The 13,543-nt window shown below is 61.4% G+C and carries 11 protein-coding genes; all 11 read left to right on the top strand.

Annotation, left to right across the window (positions count from 1 at the left end):
• Positions 1-8 precede the first annotated feature (8 nt).
• The 11 genes from leuB (at position 9) to purF (ending at position 13,471) form a co-directional block, all read left to right on the top strand.
• Positions 9-1,091 carry a 3-isopropylmalate dehydrogenase gene (leuB, locus tag AC1Q8Q_RS22810; RefSeq protein ID WP_020795488.1) on the top strand — a complete coding sequence of 361 codons (1,083 nt, stop codon included), beginning with the start codon at positions 9-11 and terminating at the stop codon, positions 1,089-1,091.
• Between the two features lie 69 nt (positions 1,092-1,160).
• Complete coding sequence (gene asd / locus AC1Q8Q_RS22815) at positions 1,161-2,273, top strand: aspartate-semialdehyde dehydrogenase (protein ID WP_007975660.1); 1,113 nt, start codon at positions 1,161-1,163, stop codon at positions 2,271-2,273.
• A 254-nt stretch (positions 2,274-2,527) separates the two neighbouring features.
• On the top strand, positions 2,528-3,538 hold the full coding sequence (locus tag AC1Q8Q_RS22820) for an aspartate-semialdehyde dehydrogenase (RefSeq protein WP_020795487.1): 1,011 nt from the start codon (positions 2,528-2,530) through the stop codon (positions 3,536-3,538).
• A 177-nt stretch (positions 3,539-3,715) separates the two neighbouring features.
• Positions 3,716-6,403: a motility hub landmark protein FimV gene (locus AC1Q8Q_RS22825; protein ID WP_020795486.1), complete on the top strand. Its 2,688-nt coding sequence runs from the start codon at positions 3,716-3,718 to the stop codon at positions 6,401-6,403.
• Positions 6,404-6,688: 285 nt separating this feature from the next.
• On the top strand, positions 6,689-7,513 hold the full coding sequence (truA, locus tag AC1Q8Q_RS22830; RefSeq protein WP_033039317.1) for a tRNA pseudouridine(38-40) synthase TruA: 825 nt from the start codon (positions 6,689-6,691) through the stop codon (positions 7,511-7,513).
• 63 nt (positions 7,514-7,576) lie between these two features.
• Entirely contained in the window at positions 7,577-8,203 is a 627-nt protein-coding gene (locus tag AC1Q8Q_RS22835) for a phosphoribosylanthranilate isomerase (RefSeq protein WP_020795484.1), read from the top strand.
• 185 nt (positions 8,204-8,388) lie between these two features.
• A complete protein-coding gene (gene accD / locus AC1Q8Q_RS22840) occupies positions 8,389-9,309 on the top strand; it encodes an acetyl-CoA carboxylase, carboxyltransferase subunit beta (RefSeq protein ID WP_020795483.1) in 921 nt (306 codons plus the stop codon).
• On the top strand, positions 9,306-10,613 hold the full coding sequence (folC, locus tag AC1Q8Q_RS22845) for a bifunctional tetrahydrofolate synthase/dihydrofolate synthase (RefSeq protein ID WP_492615521.1): 1,308 nt from the start codon (positions 9,306-9,308) through the stop codon (positions 10,611-10,613). The genes accD and folC overlap by 4 nt, the downstream gene beginning before the upstream one ends.
• Complete coding sequence (locus tag AC1Q8Q_RS22850) at positions 10,597-11,265, top strand: SPOR domain-containing protein (protein ID WP_110749179.1); 669 nt, start codon at positions 10,597-10,599, stop codon at positions 11,263-11,265. Before folC ends, AC1Q8Q_RS22850 begins: the two co-directional genes overlap by 17 nt.
• A gap of 98 nt (positions 11,266-11,363) precedes the next feature.
• Positions 11,364-11,924 (top strand): CvpA family protein, encoded by a 561-nt coding sequence (locus AC1Q8Q_RS22855; protein WP_020795480.1) that lies wholly within the window; start codon positions 11,364-11,366, stop codon positions 11,922-11,924.
• Between the two features lie 41 nt (positions 11,925-11,965).
• The gene (gene purF, locus AC1Q8Q_RS22860) at positions 11,966-13,471 is read left to right on the top strand and encodes an amidophosphoribosyltransferase (RefSeq protein ID WP_020795479.1); all 1,506 of its coding nucleotides are present in this window, start codon (positions 11,966-11,968) and stop codon (positions 13,469-13,471) included.
• The last annotated feature ends 72 nt before the right edge of the window (positions 13,472-13,543 follow it).

The raw sequence follows: 13,543 nt of genomic DNA on the forward strand, positions 1-13,543 counted from the left end.
AGGAACGCATGAGCAAGCAGATTCTGATTCTCCCAGGTGACGGTATTGGCCCGGAAATCATGGCCGAAGCGGTCAAGGTGCTGGAACTGGCCAACGACAAGTACGCCCTGGGCTTCGAGCTGAGTCACGACGTGATCGGTGGCGCGGCCATCGACAAGCACGGCGTACCTTTGGCCGATGAAACCCTGGAGCGTGCCCGCGCGGCGGACGCCGTACTGTTGGGCGCGGTGGGCGGCCCGAAATGGGACACCATCGAGCGTGATATCCGTCCTGAACGCGGCCTGCTGAAAATTCGTGCGCAACTGGGCTTGTTCGGCAACCTGCGTCCGGCGATCCTGTACCCGCAACTGGCCGAGGCTTCCAGCCTGAAACCGGAAATCGTTGCCGGCCTGGACATCCTGATCGTTCGCGAGCTGACCGGCGGTATCTACTTCGGCGCGCCACGTGGCACCCGGACCCTGGAAAACGGCGAGCGTCAGTCCTACGACACCCTGCCATACAGCGAAAGCGAAATCCGCCGCATCGCCCGTGTCGGTTTCGACATGGCCATGGTCCGCGGCAAGAAGCTCTGCTCGGTGGACAAGGCCAACGTGCTGGCCTCCAGCCAGCTGTGGCGTGAAATCGTCGAGGAAGTGGCCAAGGATTACCCACAAGTCGAGCTGAGCCACATGTACGTCGACAACGCTGCCATGCAACTGGTGCGGGCACCGAAGCAGTTCGACGTGATCGTCACCGACAACATGTTCGGCGATATCCTGTCCGACCAGGCGTCGATGCTCACCGGTTCCATCGGCATGCTGCCGTCGGCATCCCTGGACACCAATAACAAAGGCATGTACGAGCCGTGCCACGGTTCGGCACCGGACATCGCAGGTAAAGGCATCGCCAACCCGTTGGCGACCATTTTGTCGGTGTCGATGATGTTGCGCTACAGCTTCAACCAGCAGGCCGCCGCCGATGCCATCGAAAAAGCGGTAAGCCTGGTATTGGACCAGGGCTTGCGCACCGGTGACATCTGGTCGAACGGTTGCACTAAAGTCGGTACGCAGGAAATGGGCGACGCAGTAGTCGCCGCGCTGCGGAATCTGTAATCTCTCGGGCCCGCTGCCTGATTTCACCCCCTAAAGCAGCGGCCCACATTTCAAGAAGGTGTAGTTGCGATGAAACGTGTAGGTCTGATCGGTTGGCGCGGTATGGTCGGTTCCGTGCTCATGCAGCGGATGCTGGAAGAGCAGGATTTCGATCTTATCGAGCCGGTGTTTTTCACCACTTCCAATGTCGGTGGCCAAGGCCCGTCCGTGGGCAAGGACATTGCTCCGCTCAAGGACGCTTACAGCATTGAAGAGCTGAAGACCCTCGACGTGATCCTGACCTGCCAGGGTGGCGACTACACCAGCGAAGTCTTCCCGAAACTGCGCGAAGCCGGCTGGCAGGGTTACTGGATCGATGCCGCCTCCAGCCTGCGCATGCAGGATGACGCCGTCATCGTGCTGGACCCGGTGAACCGCAAGGTCATCGATCAGCAGCTGGACGCGGGCACCAAGAACTACATCGGTGGCAACTGCACCGTCAGCCTGATGCTGATGGGCCTGGGCGGCCTGTTCGAGGCTGGCCTGGTGGAGTGGATGAGCGCCATGACTTATCAGGCGGCCTCCGGTGCCGGCGCGCAGAACATGCGTGAACTGATCAAGCAAATGGGTGCGACCCATGCCGCTGTTGCCGATCAACTGGCCGATCCGGCCAGTGCGATCCTCGACATCGATCGTCGTGTGGCGGAAGCCATGCGCAGCGACGCGTACCCGACCGAAAACTTCGGCGTACCGCTGGCTGGCAGCCTGATCCCGTGGATCGACAAGGAACTGCCGAACGGTCAAAGCCGTGAAGAGTGGAAGGCCCAGGCCGAGACCAACAAAATCCTCGGTCGCTTCAAGAGCCCGATCCCGGTGGATGGCATCTGCGTGCGCATCGGCGCCATGCGCTGCCACAGCCAGGCGCTGACCATCAAGCTGAACAAAGATGTACCGATCGCCGATATCGAAGGGCTGATCAGCCAGCACAACCCTTGGGTCAAGCTGGTGCCGAACAGCCGTGAGACCAGCATTCAGGAACTGAGCCCGAACAAGGTTACCGGCACCCTGAACATCCCGGTTGGCCGCCTGCGCAAGCTGAACATGGGCTCGCAGTTCGTCGGCGCGTTCACCGTCGGCGACCAGCTGTTGTGGGGCGCGGCCGAGCCGCTGCGTCGCATGCTGCGGATCTTGCTCGAGCGTTGATCGATTGAAGCCATTAAAGAACCCGCGCCTTGAAAGAGGTGCGGGTTTTTTTATTCCGGCAATCTGATGTTGATGGGGTGTTTATACCGACCCCTTCGCGAGCAGGCTCGCTTCCACATCAGACCGCAATCAACTGTGGGAGCGGGCTTGCCCGCGAAGGGGTCGGTACAGCCACAGCAAAAATCCGGCAGAATTGCCTGCATGCCCCCCACCCGGTAAAGTGCCGCTCCCCCCGTTTCGCCAGAGGTAAAACCATGAGCCAGACCCTTGATATTGCCGTGATCGGCGCCACCGGTACTGTCGGCGAAACGCTTGTGCAGATCCTCGAAGAACGTGATTTTCCGATCGGCAGCCTGCATCTGCTGGCCAGCAGTGAATCCGCCGGCAGTTCGGTGCCGTACCGCGGCAAGAACGTACGGGTGCGTGAAGTCGATGAGTTCGATTTTGGCAAGGTCCAGTTAGTATTTTTTGCCGCCGGTCCAGCGGTGACATTGAGTTACACCGCGCGTGCCACGGCGGCCGGTTGCTCGATCATCGATCTGTCTGGCGCCTTGCCGGCCGAGCAAGCGCCACAGGTGGTCCCGGAAGCGAATGCTTCAGTGCTGGCCGGCCTGAAAAAGCCCTTCCAGGTCAGCAGCCCGAGCCCGGCGGCCAGCACCCTGGCGGTGCTGCTCGCACCCCTGCTGGGGCTGCTCGATTTGCAACGCATCAACCTGACCGCCTGCCTGGCAGTATCGGCCCAGGGCCGCGAAGCCGTGACAGAGCTGGCCCGGCAAACCGCCGAATTGCTGAACGTTCGCCCACTGGAGCCAACCTTCTTTGACCGGCAGATGGCTTTTAACCTGCTGGCCCAGGTCGGCAAGCCGGACGAACAGGGCCATACCCTGCTGGAAAAGCGCCTGGTGCGTGAACTGCGTCAAGTCATGGCGTTGCCTTCATTGAAGATTTCCGTCACTTGCATTCAAGCCCCGGTGTTTTTTGGCGATAGCTATAGCGTGACCTTGCAGTGTGCGAGCGATATCGACCTGGCAAAGGTCAACGCCGCGCTCGAGGACGCTCCCGGCATCGAGTTGGTGGAAGCCGGCGATTACCCGACGGCGGTCGGCGATGCGGTAGGGCAGGATGTGGTCTACGTTGGTCGGGTGCGCTTGGGGATCGACGAACCGTCGGAACTTAATGTGTGGCTGACGTCAGATAACGTACGCAAAGGCGCGGCGCTCAATGCTGTGCAGGTCGCCGAGTTGTTGATAAAAGACCTGCTGTAAAAGATACTTCCAAACGAGCGTCATGCTTGGCCGTAATGTCGAAGGCGAGCCGCCCTGAAGGGCTTTGCAGGGCATGCATGAAACGATCGCGCGCGGCGACCTTCGCCCGCGCGCAATGCCTTACGGCAGCGGCTATCTGCCTCGCTGGCCGAGGAATGTGAAAACTAAGGATAAGCTATGGTTCAAGTTCGCAAACTGGTGTTAGCAATAGCGGCCGCCTCGGCGCTGTCCTCCGGTATGGCGCATGCCCTCGGGCTCGGGGAACTGACCCTGAAGTCGACGCTGAACCAGCCGCTGGTGGCGGAAATCGAGTTGCTCGACGTCAAGGAACTCACCGCTGCCGAAGTGGTGCCGAGCCTGGCTTCTCCTGACGATTTCGCCAAGGCCGGTGTCGACCGCCAGGCGTTTCTCAACGACCTGACCTTTACTCCGGTACTCAACGCCAGCGGCAAAAGCATCCTGCGCGTCACCTCCAGCAAACCCCTGACCGAACCGATGGTGAAATTCCTGGTTCAGGTGATGTGGCCCAACGGTCGACTGCTGCGCGATTACAGCGTGCTGCTCGATCCGTCCAAATTCTCGCCGCAGACCGCTGACGCGGCTGCGCAAGCTGCACCTGTTCAAACCGGTACCACGCCCGTCACTGGCGCGACCAAACCGTCCGAATACACCACCACGCGGCGCGACACCCTGTGGGAAATCGCCGCGAAGGCGCGTAATGGCGGTTCGATTCAACAAACCATGCTGGCCATCCAGGCGCTGAACCCGGATGCCTTCATCGATGGCAACATCAACCGGCTCAAAACCGGCCAGGTATTGCGTCTGCCCGATCAGGCGCAAAGCACGAGCTTGCCGCAATCGAAGGCCATCGCCGAAGTGGCTGCACAAAATACCGCCTGGCGTCAGGGGCGTCGTTATGTCGCCAAGCCTGGAGCAGGCCAGCAGCAGCTTGACGCCACCAATCGGGGTCGCGGTGAAGCCACTTCATCGCAAGCTGGCCAGGATAAGCTGAGCCTGGTTTCCGCCGAATCCGGAAAAGCCAAGGGCAAGGGCGTCGCAGGCGATGCCAAGGCCTTGAACAACCAGTTGGCGGTAACCCAGGAAAGTCTCGATACCAAGCGCCGCGACAGTGCTGAGCTGAAAAGCCGCATGACCGATCTGCAAAGCCAGATGGACAAGCTGCAACGCCTCATTGAGCTGAAGAACAACCAACTGGCCAAATTGCAGGCCGAAGGTGCGGCAGGAGCGCCTGCGACAACTGCGACCGCTGCGGCGATCCCGGCTGAGCTGCCCGCTGATCCTGCGGCAACGCCTGCCGAAGCGCCGGCTCCGGTTCCGGCCGAAGCAACGGCCCCCGCGCCTGTTCCGGCTGAAGCGACGCCTGCTGCGGCTCCGGCAGAAACACCGATCGAATCGAAACCTGCAGCCTCCGATGAGCAGAAATTCAATGAGTTGCTGACCAATCCGTGGCTGCTGGGTCTGGCGGGTGGCGGGGCAGTGGTGGTGTTGCTGTTGCTGCTGTTGCTGGCCCGTCGCCGCAAAGCCCAGCAGGAAGCCGAGAAACATCTGCGCATGGCCCGCGCCCTGGCCGAAGAGCAGGCGTTTTCCTCCGAGCTTGACCTGTCAAAAGGCATCTTCGATGACCTGGAGGATGCGCCACCGAGCCCGAAACTGGCCACTGCACCGACTCCAGCGCCAGCTCCCGCCCCCGCCCCCGCTCCGGTGATTGCTCCGGTCGTGGTCACGCCGCCGATTGCCGCGCCACTGGTATCGCCCGCCGCCGAGCATTCCGACGATGTGTTGGGTCGCGCGCAGTCGCACATCGACGGCGGTCGGTTGAACCAGGCTGCCGCGCTGCTTGAAGAGGGCGTCAAGCAGGAGCCTCAACGCAGCGATTTGCGCCTCAAGCTGATGGAAGTCTACGGTTTGCAGGGTGATCGCGACGCGTTCGTGGTCCAGGAGCGGCAGTTGGTCGCCAATGGCGACAATTATGCCCAGGTGGAAAAACTCAAGAGCCGCTTCCCGGCCATGGCGCTGGTCGCTGCGGGCGGTATCGCCGCTGCCGCCGCTGCTGCCGAGCTGGACGCACAGTACGTCAAGGACCTGTTGCTCGACGAGCCTCAGGCGCCGGCTGCATTCGATGACGATTTTGACAGCGCGTTCGACTTGAGTCTGGATGACCTGGAAAATGTCACGCCGGTAACGCCGGTCGCGGTTGAGCCGGCACCCGTACCAGCGCCTGAGCCTGAGCCTGAGCCGGAAACAACCCTGGCCGATCTGGAAGATTTCCCGCTGGACGATGACCTGAGCTTCGAGTCGGTCTTGCAGCAGCAGACTGAAATCAAGGAAAACCTCGATGACCTGTCGGAGTTCGATCTGGATATGGACCTCGGTGGCGAGCCAACGCCCGCGATCCTGGCCGAGGACGACTTCCTGCTGAGCCTGGATGAAGATGTCAAGGACCTGCCGGCGGCGCCAGCGCCGGACGTGCCACAAGTGACCCTGGACGATCTGGACCTGCCGGCGGATTTCGATTTGTCGCTGGCCGATGAGATGGACGTTCCGGCGCCTGAGCAGGCATTTGGTACTGAGCTGGATGACGTCAGCGCCGAATTGGAAAGCCTGTCCCAGAGCATCAGTGAGCCAAGCTTCACGGTGGATGACGCCCTGGCAACCGTGGATGATGAGCCGGAATTCGATTTCCTGTCCGGTACCGACGAGGTCGCCACCAAGCTCGATCTGGCCCAGGCCTACATCGACATGGGCGATAACGATGGCGCGCGTGACATCCTCAACGAGGTGGTGACCGAAGGCGACGACGGGCAGAAGAGCGAAGCGAAGGAGATGCTTGCGCGCCTGGCTTGAGTGATTGAGCGGTTGGTTGTAAGCAAAGCGGCAGCCCATTGAGGCTGCCGTTTTTGTTTGCCGCGGTGATGCGATGGCGTCTGCGAGGCCGCTTTCGCGAGCAGGCTCGCTCCCACAGACACCAATCCCCCTGTGGGAGCGAGCCTGCTCGCGAAGGCGACAGCCGATTCGCCACAGTACCTGCTGTTGTACTGGCGTCCCCGCTCGGCAGCCTTATAATGCCCCCCTTTGCGTACATCAGCAGGCTGTCACTCCTTGGCAAACATAGATAACCCGGCCGCCGAAATGGCGGCCGACGGCTTTTTCCGGATCGCGTTGGGCGTTGAATACAAGGGCTCGCGTTATCGTGGCTGGCAGCGCCAGGCCTCCGGCGTGCTCACGGTGCAGGAAACCCTCGAAAACGCCTTGTCGAAGGTGGCCGACTCTCCCGTTTCGCTGCTGTGCGCCGGGCGTACCGATGCCGGCGTGCATGCGTGTGGCCAAGTGGTGCACTTCGATACGCAAGTCGAGCGTTCGATGAAAGCCTGGGTCATGGGCGCCAATATCAATTTGCCGCACGATGTCAGCGTCAGTTGGGCCAAGGTCATGCCGGCGCATTTTCATGCCCGGTTCAAGGCCATTGCCCGGCGATATCGGTATGTGATCTACAACGACCAGATCCGTCCGGCGCACCTGAACGAGGAAATCACCTGGAACCACCGTCCACTGGACGTCGAGCGCATGGCCGAAGCGGCCCGGTACCTGGTGGGCACGCACGATTTCAGCGCTTTCCGAGCCGGCCAGTGCCAGGCCAAGTCGCCGATCAAAGAGCTGCATCACCTGCGAGTCACGCGCCACGGCAAGATGATCGTGCTGGATATTCGCGCCAGCGCCTTCCTGCACCACATGGTGCGCAACATCGCCGGCGTGCTGATGACCATCGGTGCTGGCGAGCGTCCGGTGGAGTGGATGAAGGAAGTGCTGGAGAGCCGGATTCGCCGTTCCGGCGGGGTGACGGCGCATCCGTTCGGCCTGTATCTGGTGCAGGTCGAGTACCGCGACGAGTTCCAGTTGCCCGAGCGTTACATCGGCCCACATTTCCTTACCGGTTTCAGCGAACTTGACGGCTGACGCCTTCGAACGCTTTTGTTACCATCCGGGACTTTCCCGGATTTACCGTGAGGATTTATCGACATGCCAGCCGTTCGCAGCAAGATTTGCGGGATTACCCGCATAGAAGATGCGTTGGCGGCGGTCGAGGCCGGGGCCGATGCCATCGGCTTTGTGTTCTACGCCAAGAGCCCGCGGGGCGTGACGTTCCAGCAGGCGCGCGCGATCATCAAGGCGTTGCCGCCGTTCGTCACCACCGTGGGCTTGTTCGTCAACGCCAGCCGCTGCGAGCTGGGAGAAATCCTCGACGCCGTGCCACTGGACCTGCTGCAGTTCCATGGCGATGAAAGTGCAGCGGATTGCGAGGGCTGGCATCGTCCTTACATCAAGGCGCTGCGGGTCAAGGCGGGGGATGATATCGCGGCCGCTTGCGCTGCTTATCCGAGTGCCAGCGGTATTTTGCTCGACGCCTATGTCGAAGGTGTTCCCGGTGGAACCGGCCAGGCGTTCGACTGGTCATTGATACCGCAAGGCTTGAACAAGCCGATTATCCTGGCGGGCGGCCTGACTCCGGAAAACGTCGCCGAGGCGGTGGCGCGGGTTCGACCTTATGCCGTGGATGTGAGTGGCGGGGTAGAGTCGAGCAAGGGCATCAAGGATCACGCAAAGATTCAGGCGTTTATCAAGGCAGTCCGTGGCAGCTTGATGTGACGGCTGGCAGACTGCCGCCGTCCACTGCACTGTACAAAACGGCTGAGGATTGATGGGTTGTACGCAGGTCACGCTGCACTGACCCGGCACCCATCGAACATCGCCGCACACATGAATTTAGCTCAAGGGCATACGCGGGGCTGCGAACCAGAGCGTTCGGGCCGCCGGTACTGGAGAAAGAAAGCATGAGCAACTGGTTAGTAGACAAACTGATCCCTTCGATCATGCGTTCCGAGGTCAAGAAGAGCTCGGTGCCTGAAGGTCTTTGGCACAAATGCCCGTCTTGCGAGGCTGTGCTGTATCGTCCGGAGCTGGAAAAAACCCTGGACGTTTGCCCCAAGTGCAATCATCACATGCGCATCGGCGCGCGCGCGCGCATCGACATTTTCCTCGACGCCGAAGGTCGTACCGAGCTGGGCGCTGACCTGGAGCCGGTTGACCGCCTGAAGTTCCGCGACGGCAAGAAGTACAAGGATCGCCTGACCGCGGCGCAGAAGCAGACTGGCGAAAAAGACGCGCTGATCTCGATGAGCGGCACCCTGCTGGGCATGCCTGTCGTGGTATCGGCGTTCGAATTCTCGTTCATGGGCGGCTCGATGGGCGCCATCGTCGGTGAGCGCTTCGTGCGCGCGGCCAACTACGCGCTGGAAAAACGCTGCCCGATGATCTGCTTCTCCGCCTCCGGTGGCGCGCGGATGCAGGAAGCCCTGATCTCGCTGATGCAAATGGCCAAGACCTCCGCGGTGCTGGCGCGTCTGCGTGAAGAAGGCATTCCGTTCATTTCCGTGCTGACCGATCCGGTCTACGGCGGTGTTTCCGCCAGCCTGGCGATGCTGGGCGACGTGATCGTCGGCGAGCCCAAGGCCCTGATCGGCTTTGCCGGTCCGCGCGTGATCGAACAAACCGTTCGCGAAAAACTGCCCGAAGGCTTCCAGCGCAGCGAGTTCCTGCTGGAGCACGGCGCGATCGACATGATCATTCACCGTCAGGAGCTGCGTCCGCGCCTGGGTAACCTGCTGGCGCAAATGATGGGCCTGCCGACGCCGAAGTTCGTCGCTGCGCCAATCGAGCCAGTCGTGGTTCCACCGGTACCTGCCAACCTATGACCGAACGTACCCTTGGCGAGTGGCTCGCCTACCTTGAGCAGTTGCACCCTTCGGCCATCGACATGGGGCTTGAGCGCTCGCAGCAGGTAGCGTCCCGTATGGGACTGGGCAAGCCGGCGCCTCGGGTGATCACGGTCACCGGCACCAATGGCAAGGGCTCTACCTGTGCGTTCGTGGCTTCATTGCTGCGGGCGCAGGGCCTGCGCGTCGGTGTCTACAGCTCTCCGCACCTGCTGCGTTACAACGAGCGGGTGCAGGTCAATGGCGTCGAAGCCACTGACGCCGAGCTTTGCCAGGCTTTTGCTGCGGTCGAAGCCGGTCGCGGCGATACCTCCCTGACCTATTTCGAGATGGGGACCCTGGCGGCGTTCTGGCTGTTTCAACAGTCCGGGCTTGACGCCGTGGTCCTGGAAGTGGGTCTGGGCGGGCGCCTGGACACCGTCAATGTGGTAGACGCCGACATGGCGTTGGTCACCAGCATTGGCGTGGATCATGCGGATTACCTGGGTGATACCCGCGAGTCCGTGGCCTTCGAGAAGGCTGGCATCTTCCGTCAGGGCGCGCCTGCGCTCTGCGGCGACTTGAATCCTCCGCAACCCCTGCTGGACAAGGCGCGCGAGCTCAATTGCCCGTTTTTCCTGCGTGGGCGCGATTTCGACCTGGGTGTTACCGATCAGCATTGGCAATGGCGCGGCGTCGATGCCAGGGGGCAAGTGGTCGAATTGCACGACCTGCCGCTGCTCGACCTGCCGATGGAAAACGCCGCCCTGGCGCTGCAAGCCTATCTGTTGCTCGGGTTGCCTTGGGTAAACGCGCAGATTGTCCAGGCGCTGCAAGCGACGCGGATAGTGGGTCGACTCGATCGCCGGCAGTTCGACTGGCAGGGTAAGCGCCTCAATTTGTTGCTGGATGTGGGGCATAACCCCCATGCCGCAGAGTATCTGGCCCGGCGCCTGGCCAGTCGTCCACCGGCGGGCAAGCGTCTGGCGGTATTCGGGTTGCTGGCTGACAAGGATCTGGAGGGTGTCATTGGCGAATTGAGTGCTAGTGTCGAGCATTGGGCAGTCGCGCCGCTGGATTCGCCCCGGGCGCGACCGGTGACCGACTTGCGTGAAGCGCTGGACAAGCGCGGTGCTTCGGTGACGTCGTATGATAGTGTGGCCACCGCTCTGGAAGGGCAGTGTGCGCAGGCGACGAGTGACGACGAGATTCTGTTGTTCGGATCATTCTATTGTGTTGCCGAGGCCCTTGAGTGGCTGGCCCGGCACTCCACGGAGGAAGCGGCAAATGGCATTGCTGGATAAGGCTTACAAGCAACGCATGGTCGGTGCCCTGGTCCTGGTCGCCCTGGCCGTGATTTTCCTGCCGATGCTGTTTTCTCGCCAGGATGAACAGCGCCAGGTGGAGGTCCAGGCTCCGGCCGCGCCACAAGCGCCGGCGATGCCGCAAGTGCAGGTGGAGTCCGTGGTGGTGCCTGAGCCCCAGGCCCTGCCGCAGGAACCTGTGCCGAGCGACGAAGAAATCGCCCAACAGGAAGCGCCGGTTGCACCGGTTGCGCCTGTCGCTCCGGCACCCGCCGCCAAGCCGGTCACGCCGCCCCCTGCGCCAGCCCCTGTTCCGGCGCTGGCGGCCAAGCCCGCCACGCCACCGTCGCAACCGATCAGCGCCGCACCCGGCAAGCCGGATACCAGCCAAAGCCGCGTCGACGCCAATGGCCTGTCGGTCAGTTGGTCGGTGCAATTGGCCAGCCTGGCCAATCGCGAAAGCGCGGAAAAGCTGCAAAAAACCCTGCGCAGCCAGGGTTATAATGCCTATATCCGCACAGCCGACGGCAAGAATCGCGTGTTTGTCGGGCCACTGATCGAGCGTGCAGAGGCTGATCGCCTGCGTGACCTGTTGAACCGCCAGCAGAACCTCAAGGGGTTTGTCGTGCGCTTTCAACCAGAGCGTGGCTAAATCTATCGCCGCGATTTGAAATGCACTGACAATCGCAGCTTACCGATAAGCATGGGCTCTGCTAAAATGCGCCGCCTTATCCGTCTGTAGGCTGCACTGTGCCATTTACCTGGGTTGACTGGGCGATCGTTGCAATCGTCGCCATCTCCGCTTTGATCAGTCTGAGCCGCGGCTTCGTCAAGGAAGCACTGTCGCTGGTGACCTGGATCATCGCAGGAGCCGTTGCCTGGATGTTCGGTGGCTCATTGTCCGAGTACCTCGTCGGATATATCCAGACCCCATCGGCTCGTATAATCACGGGCTGTGCCATCATGTTTGTCGCCACGCTGATCGTAGGCGCAATGATCAATTATCTTATCGGCGAGTTGGTTCGCGTCACCGGGTTGTCCGGGACCGATCGATTCCTCGGCATGGCTTTCGGCGCAGCGCGTGGCGTGCTGCTGGTGGTCGTGGCGGTCGGGCTGTTGAGCCTGGGGCCGGTACAACAGGACGAGTGGTGGAAACAGTCGCAGCTCGTGCCAAAATTTCTATTGGTCGCAGATTGGTCCAAAAACCTGATTCTCGGGTGGAGCAGTCAGTGGCTTGCCAGCGGTATCAGCGTACCCGCTGATATTCCGTTCAAGGAGCAGCTCTTGCCGATGGCCAAAACGCCTCAGTGAGTGTTGTTCAGTTCAGATCCATTAAGTAGGGGTTGCGTCGCATGTGTGGCATCGTCGGTATCGTCGGTAAGTCGAACGTCAATCAGGCGCTGTATGACGCGCTAACCGTCCTCCAGCACCGCGGCCAGGACGCTGCCGGTATCGTGACCAGCCATGATGGCCGGTTATTCCTGCGCAAGGACAATGGCCTGGTGCGTGACGTGTTCCATCAGCGTCACATGCAGCGCCTGGTCGGCCACATGGGCATTGGCCATGTGCGCTACCCGACCGCGGGCAGCTCGACCTCGGCCGAAGCTCAACCGTTTTACGTCAACTCGCCTTACGGCATCACCCTGGCGCATAACGGTAACCTGACCAACGTTGAACAACTGGCCAAGGAGATTTACGAATCTGACCTGCGCCACGTCAACACCAGTTCCGATTCGGAAGTACTGCTGAACGTGTTCGCGCACGAGCTGGCCCAGCGCGGCAAGCTGCAGCCGACTGAAGAAGACGTATTTGCTGCCGTCACCGACGTGCACAATCGTTGCGTCGGTGGCTATGCGGTCGTGGCCATGGTGACCGGTTACGGCATCGTCGGTTTCCGTGACCCCCACGGCATCCGTCCGATCGTGTTCGGCCAGCGTCACACCGACGAAGGCGTCGAATACATGATCGCCTCCGAGAGCGTGTCCCTGGACGTGCTCGGTTTCACGCTGATTCGCGACCTGGCACCGGGCGAAGCGGTCTACATCACCGAAGACGGCAAGCTGCACACTCGTCAGTGCGCAACCAACCCGTCCCTGACCCCTTGCATCTTCGAGCACGTCTACCTGGCGCGTCCGGACTCGATCATCGACGGCGTGTCGGTGTACAAGGCCCGCCTGCGCATGGGTGAGAAGCTCGCCGAGAAGATCCTGCGCGAGCGTCCGGATCACGACATCGACGTGGTCATCCCGATCCCGGACACCAGCCGCACCGCGGCCCTGGAGCTGGCGAACCACCTGGGCGTGAAGTTCCGCGAAGGTTTCGTGAAGAACCGCTACATCGGCCGCACCTTCATCATGCCGGGCCAGGCGGCACGGAAAAAATCCGTACGCCAGAAGCTCAACGCCATCGAGCTGGAATTCCGCGGCAAGAACGTGATGCTGGTGGACGATTCCATCGTGCGCGGCACCACCTGCAAGCAGATCATCCAGATGGCACGCGAAGCAGGCGCCAAGAACGTTTACTTCTGCTCCGCAGCCCCGGCCGTGCGTTTCCCGAACGTCTACGGCATCGACATGCCGAGCGCCCACGAGCTGATCGCCCACAACCGTTCGACCCAGGACGTTGCGGACCTGATCGGTGCCGACTGGCTGATCTATCAGGACTTGCCTGACTTGATCGAAGCGGTCGGTGGCGGCAAGATCAAGATCGACAAGTTCGATTGCGCGGTGTTCGACGGCCAGTACGTCACCGGCGACGTCGACGAGGCTTACCTGAACAAGATCGAGCAGGCGCGTAACGATGCCTCCAAGGTCAAGACCCAGGCAGTCAGCGCGATCATCGATCTGTACAACAACTGAGTAACTACCGGCCCTGAGGGGCCGGTTTTGTATCTGGCTTTTAATTTACGAGAATAGGGAAAGGAGTGACAG

It is taken from the genome of Pseudomonas sp. GW823-FHT06B06, assembly GCF_058795195.1.

Coding starts and splice junctions, on each gene's coding strand:
- leuB (WP_020795488.1), top strand. CDS start 9: ATGAGCAAGCAGATTCTGATTCTCCCAGGTGACGGTATTGGCCCGGAA.
- asd (WP_007975660.1), top strand. CDS start 1,161: ATGAAACGTGTAGGTCTGATCGGTTGGCGCGGTATGGTCGGTTCCGTG.
- AC1Q8Q_RS22820 (WP_020795487.1), top strand. CDS start 2,528: ATGAGCCAGACCCTTGATATTGCCGTGATCGGCGCCACCGGTACTGTC.
- AC1Q8Q_RS22825 (WP_020795486.1), top strand. CDS start 3,716: ATGGTTCAAGTTCGCAAACTGGTGTTAGCAATAGCGGCCGCCTCGGCG.
- truA (WP_033039317.1), top strand. CDS start 6,689: ATGGCGGCCGACGGCTTTTTCCGGATCGCGTTGGGCGTTGAATACAAG.
- AC1Q8Q_RS22835 (WP_020795484.1), top strand. CDS start 7,577: ATGCCAGCCGTTCGCAGCAAGATTTGCGGGATTACCCGCATAGAAGAT.
- accD (WP_020795483.1), top strand. CDS start 8,389: ATGAGCAACTGGTTAGTAGACAAACTGATCCCTTCGATCATGCGTTCC.
- folC (WP_492615521.1), top strand. CDS start 9,306: ATGACCGAACGTACCCTTGGCGAGTGGCTCGCCTACCTTGAGCAGTTG.
- AC1Q8Q_RS22850 (WP_110749179.1), top strand. CDS start 10,597: ATGGCATTGCTGGATAAGGCTTACAAGCAACGCATGGTCGGTGCCCTG.
- purF (WP_020795479.1), top strand. CDS start 11,966: ATGTGTGGCATCGTCGGTATCGTCGGTAAGTCGAACGTCAATCAGGCG.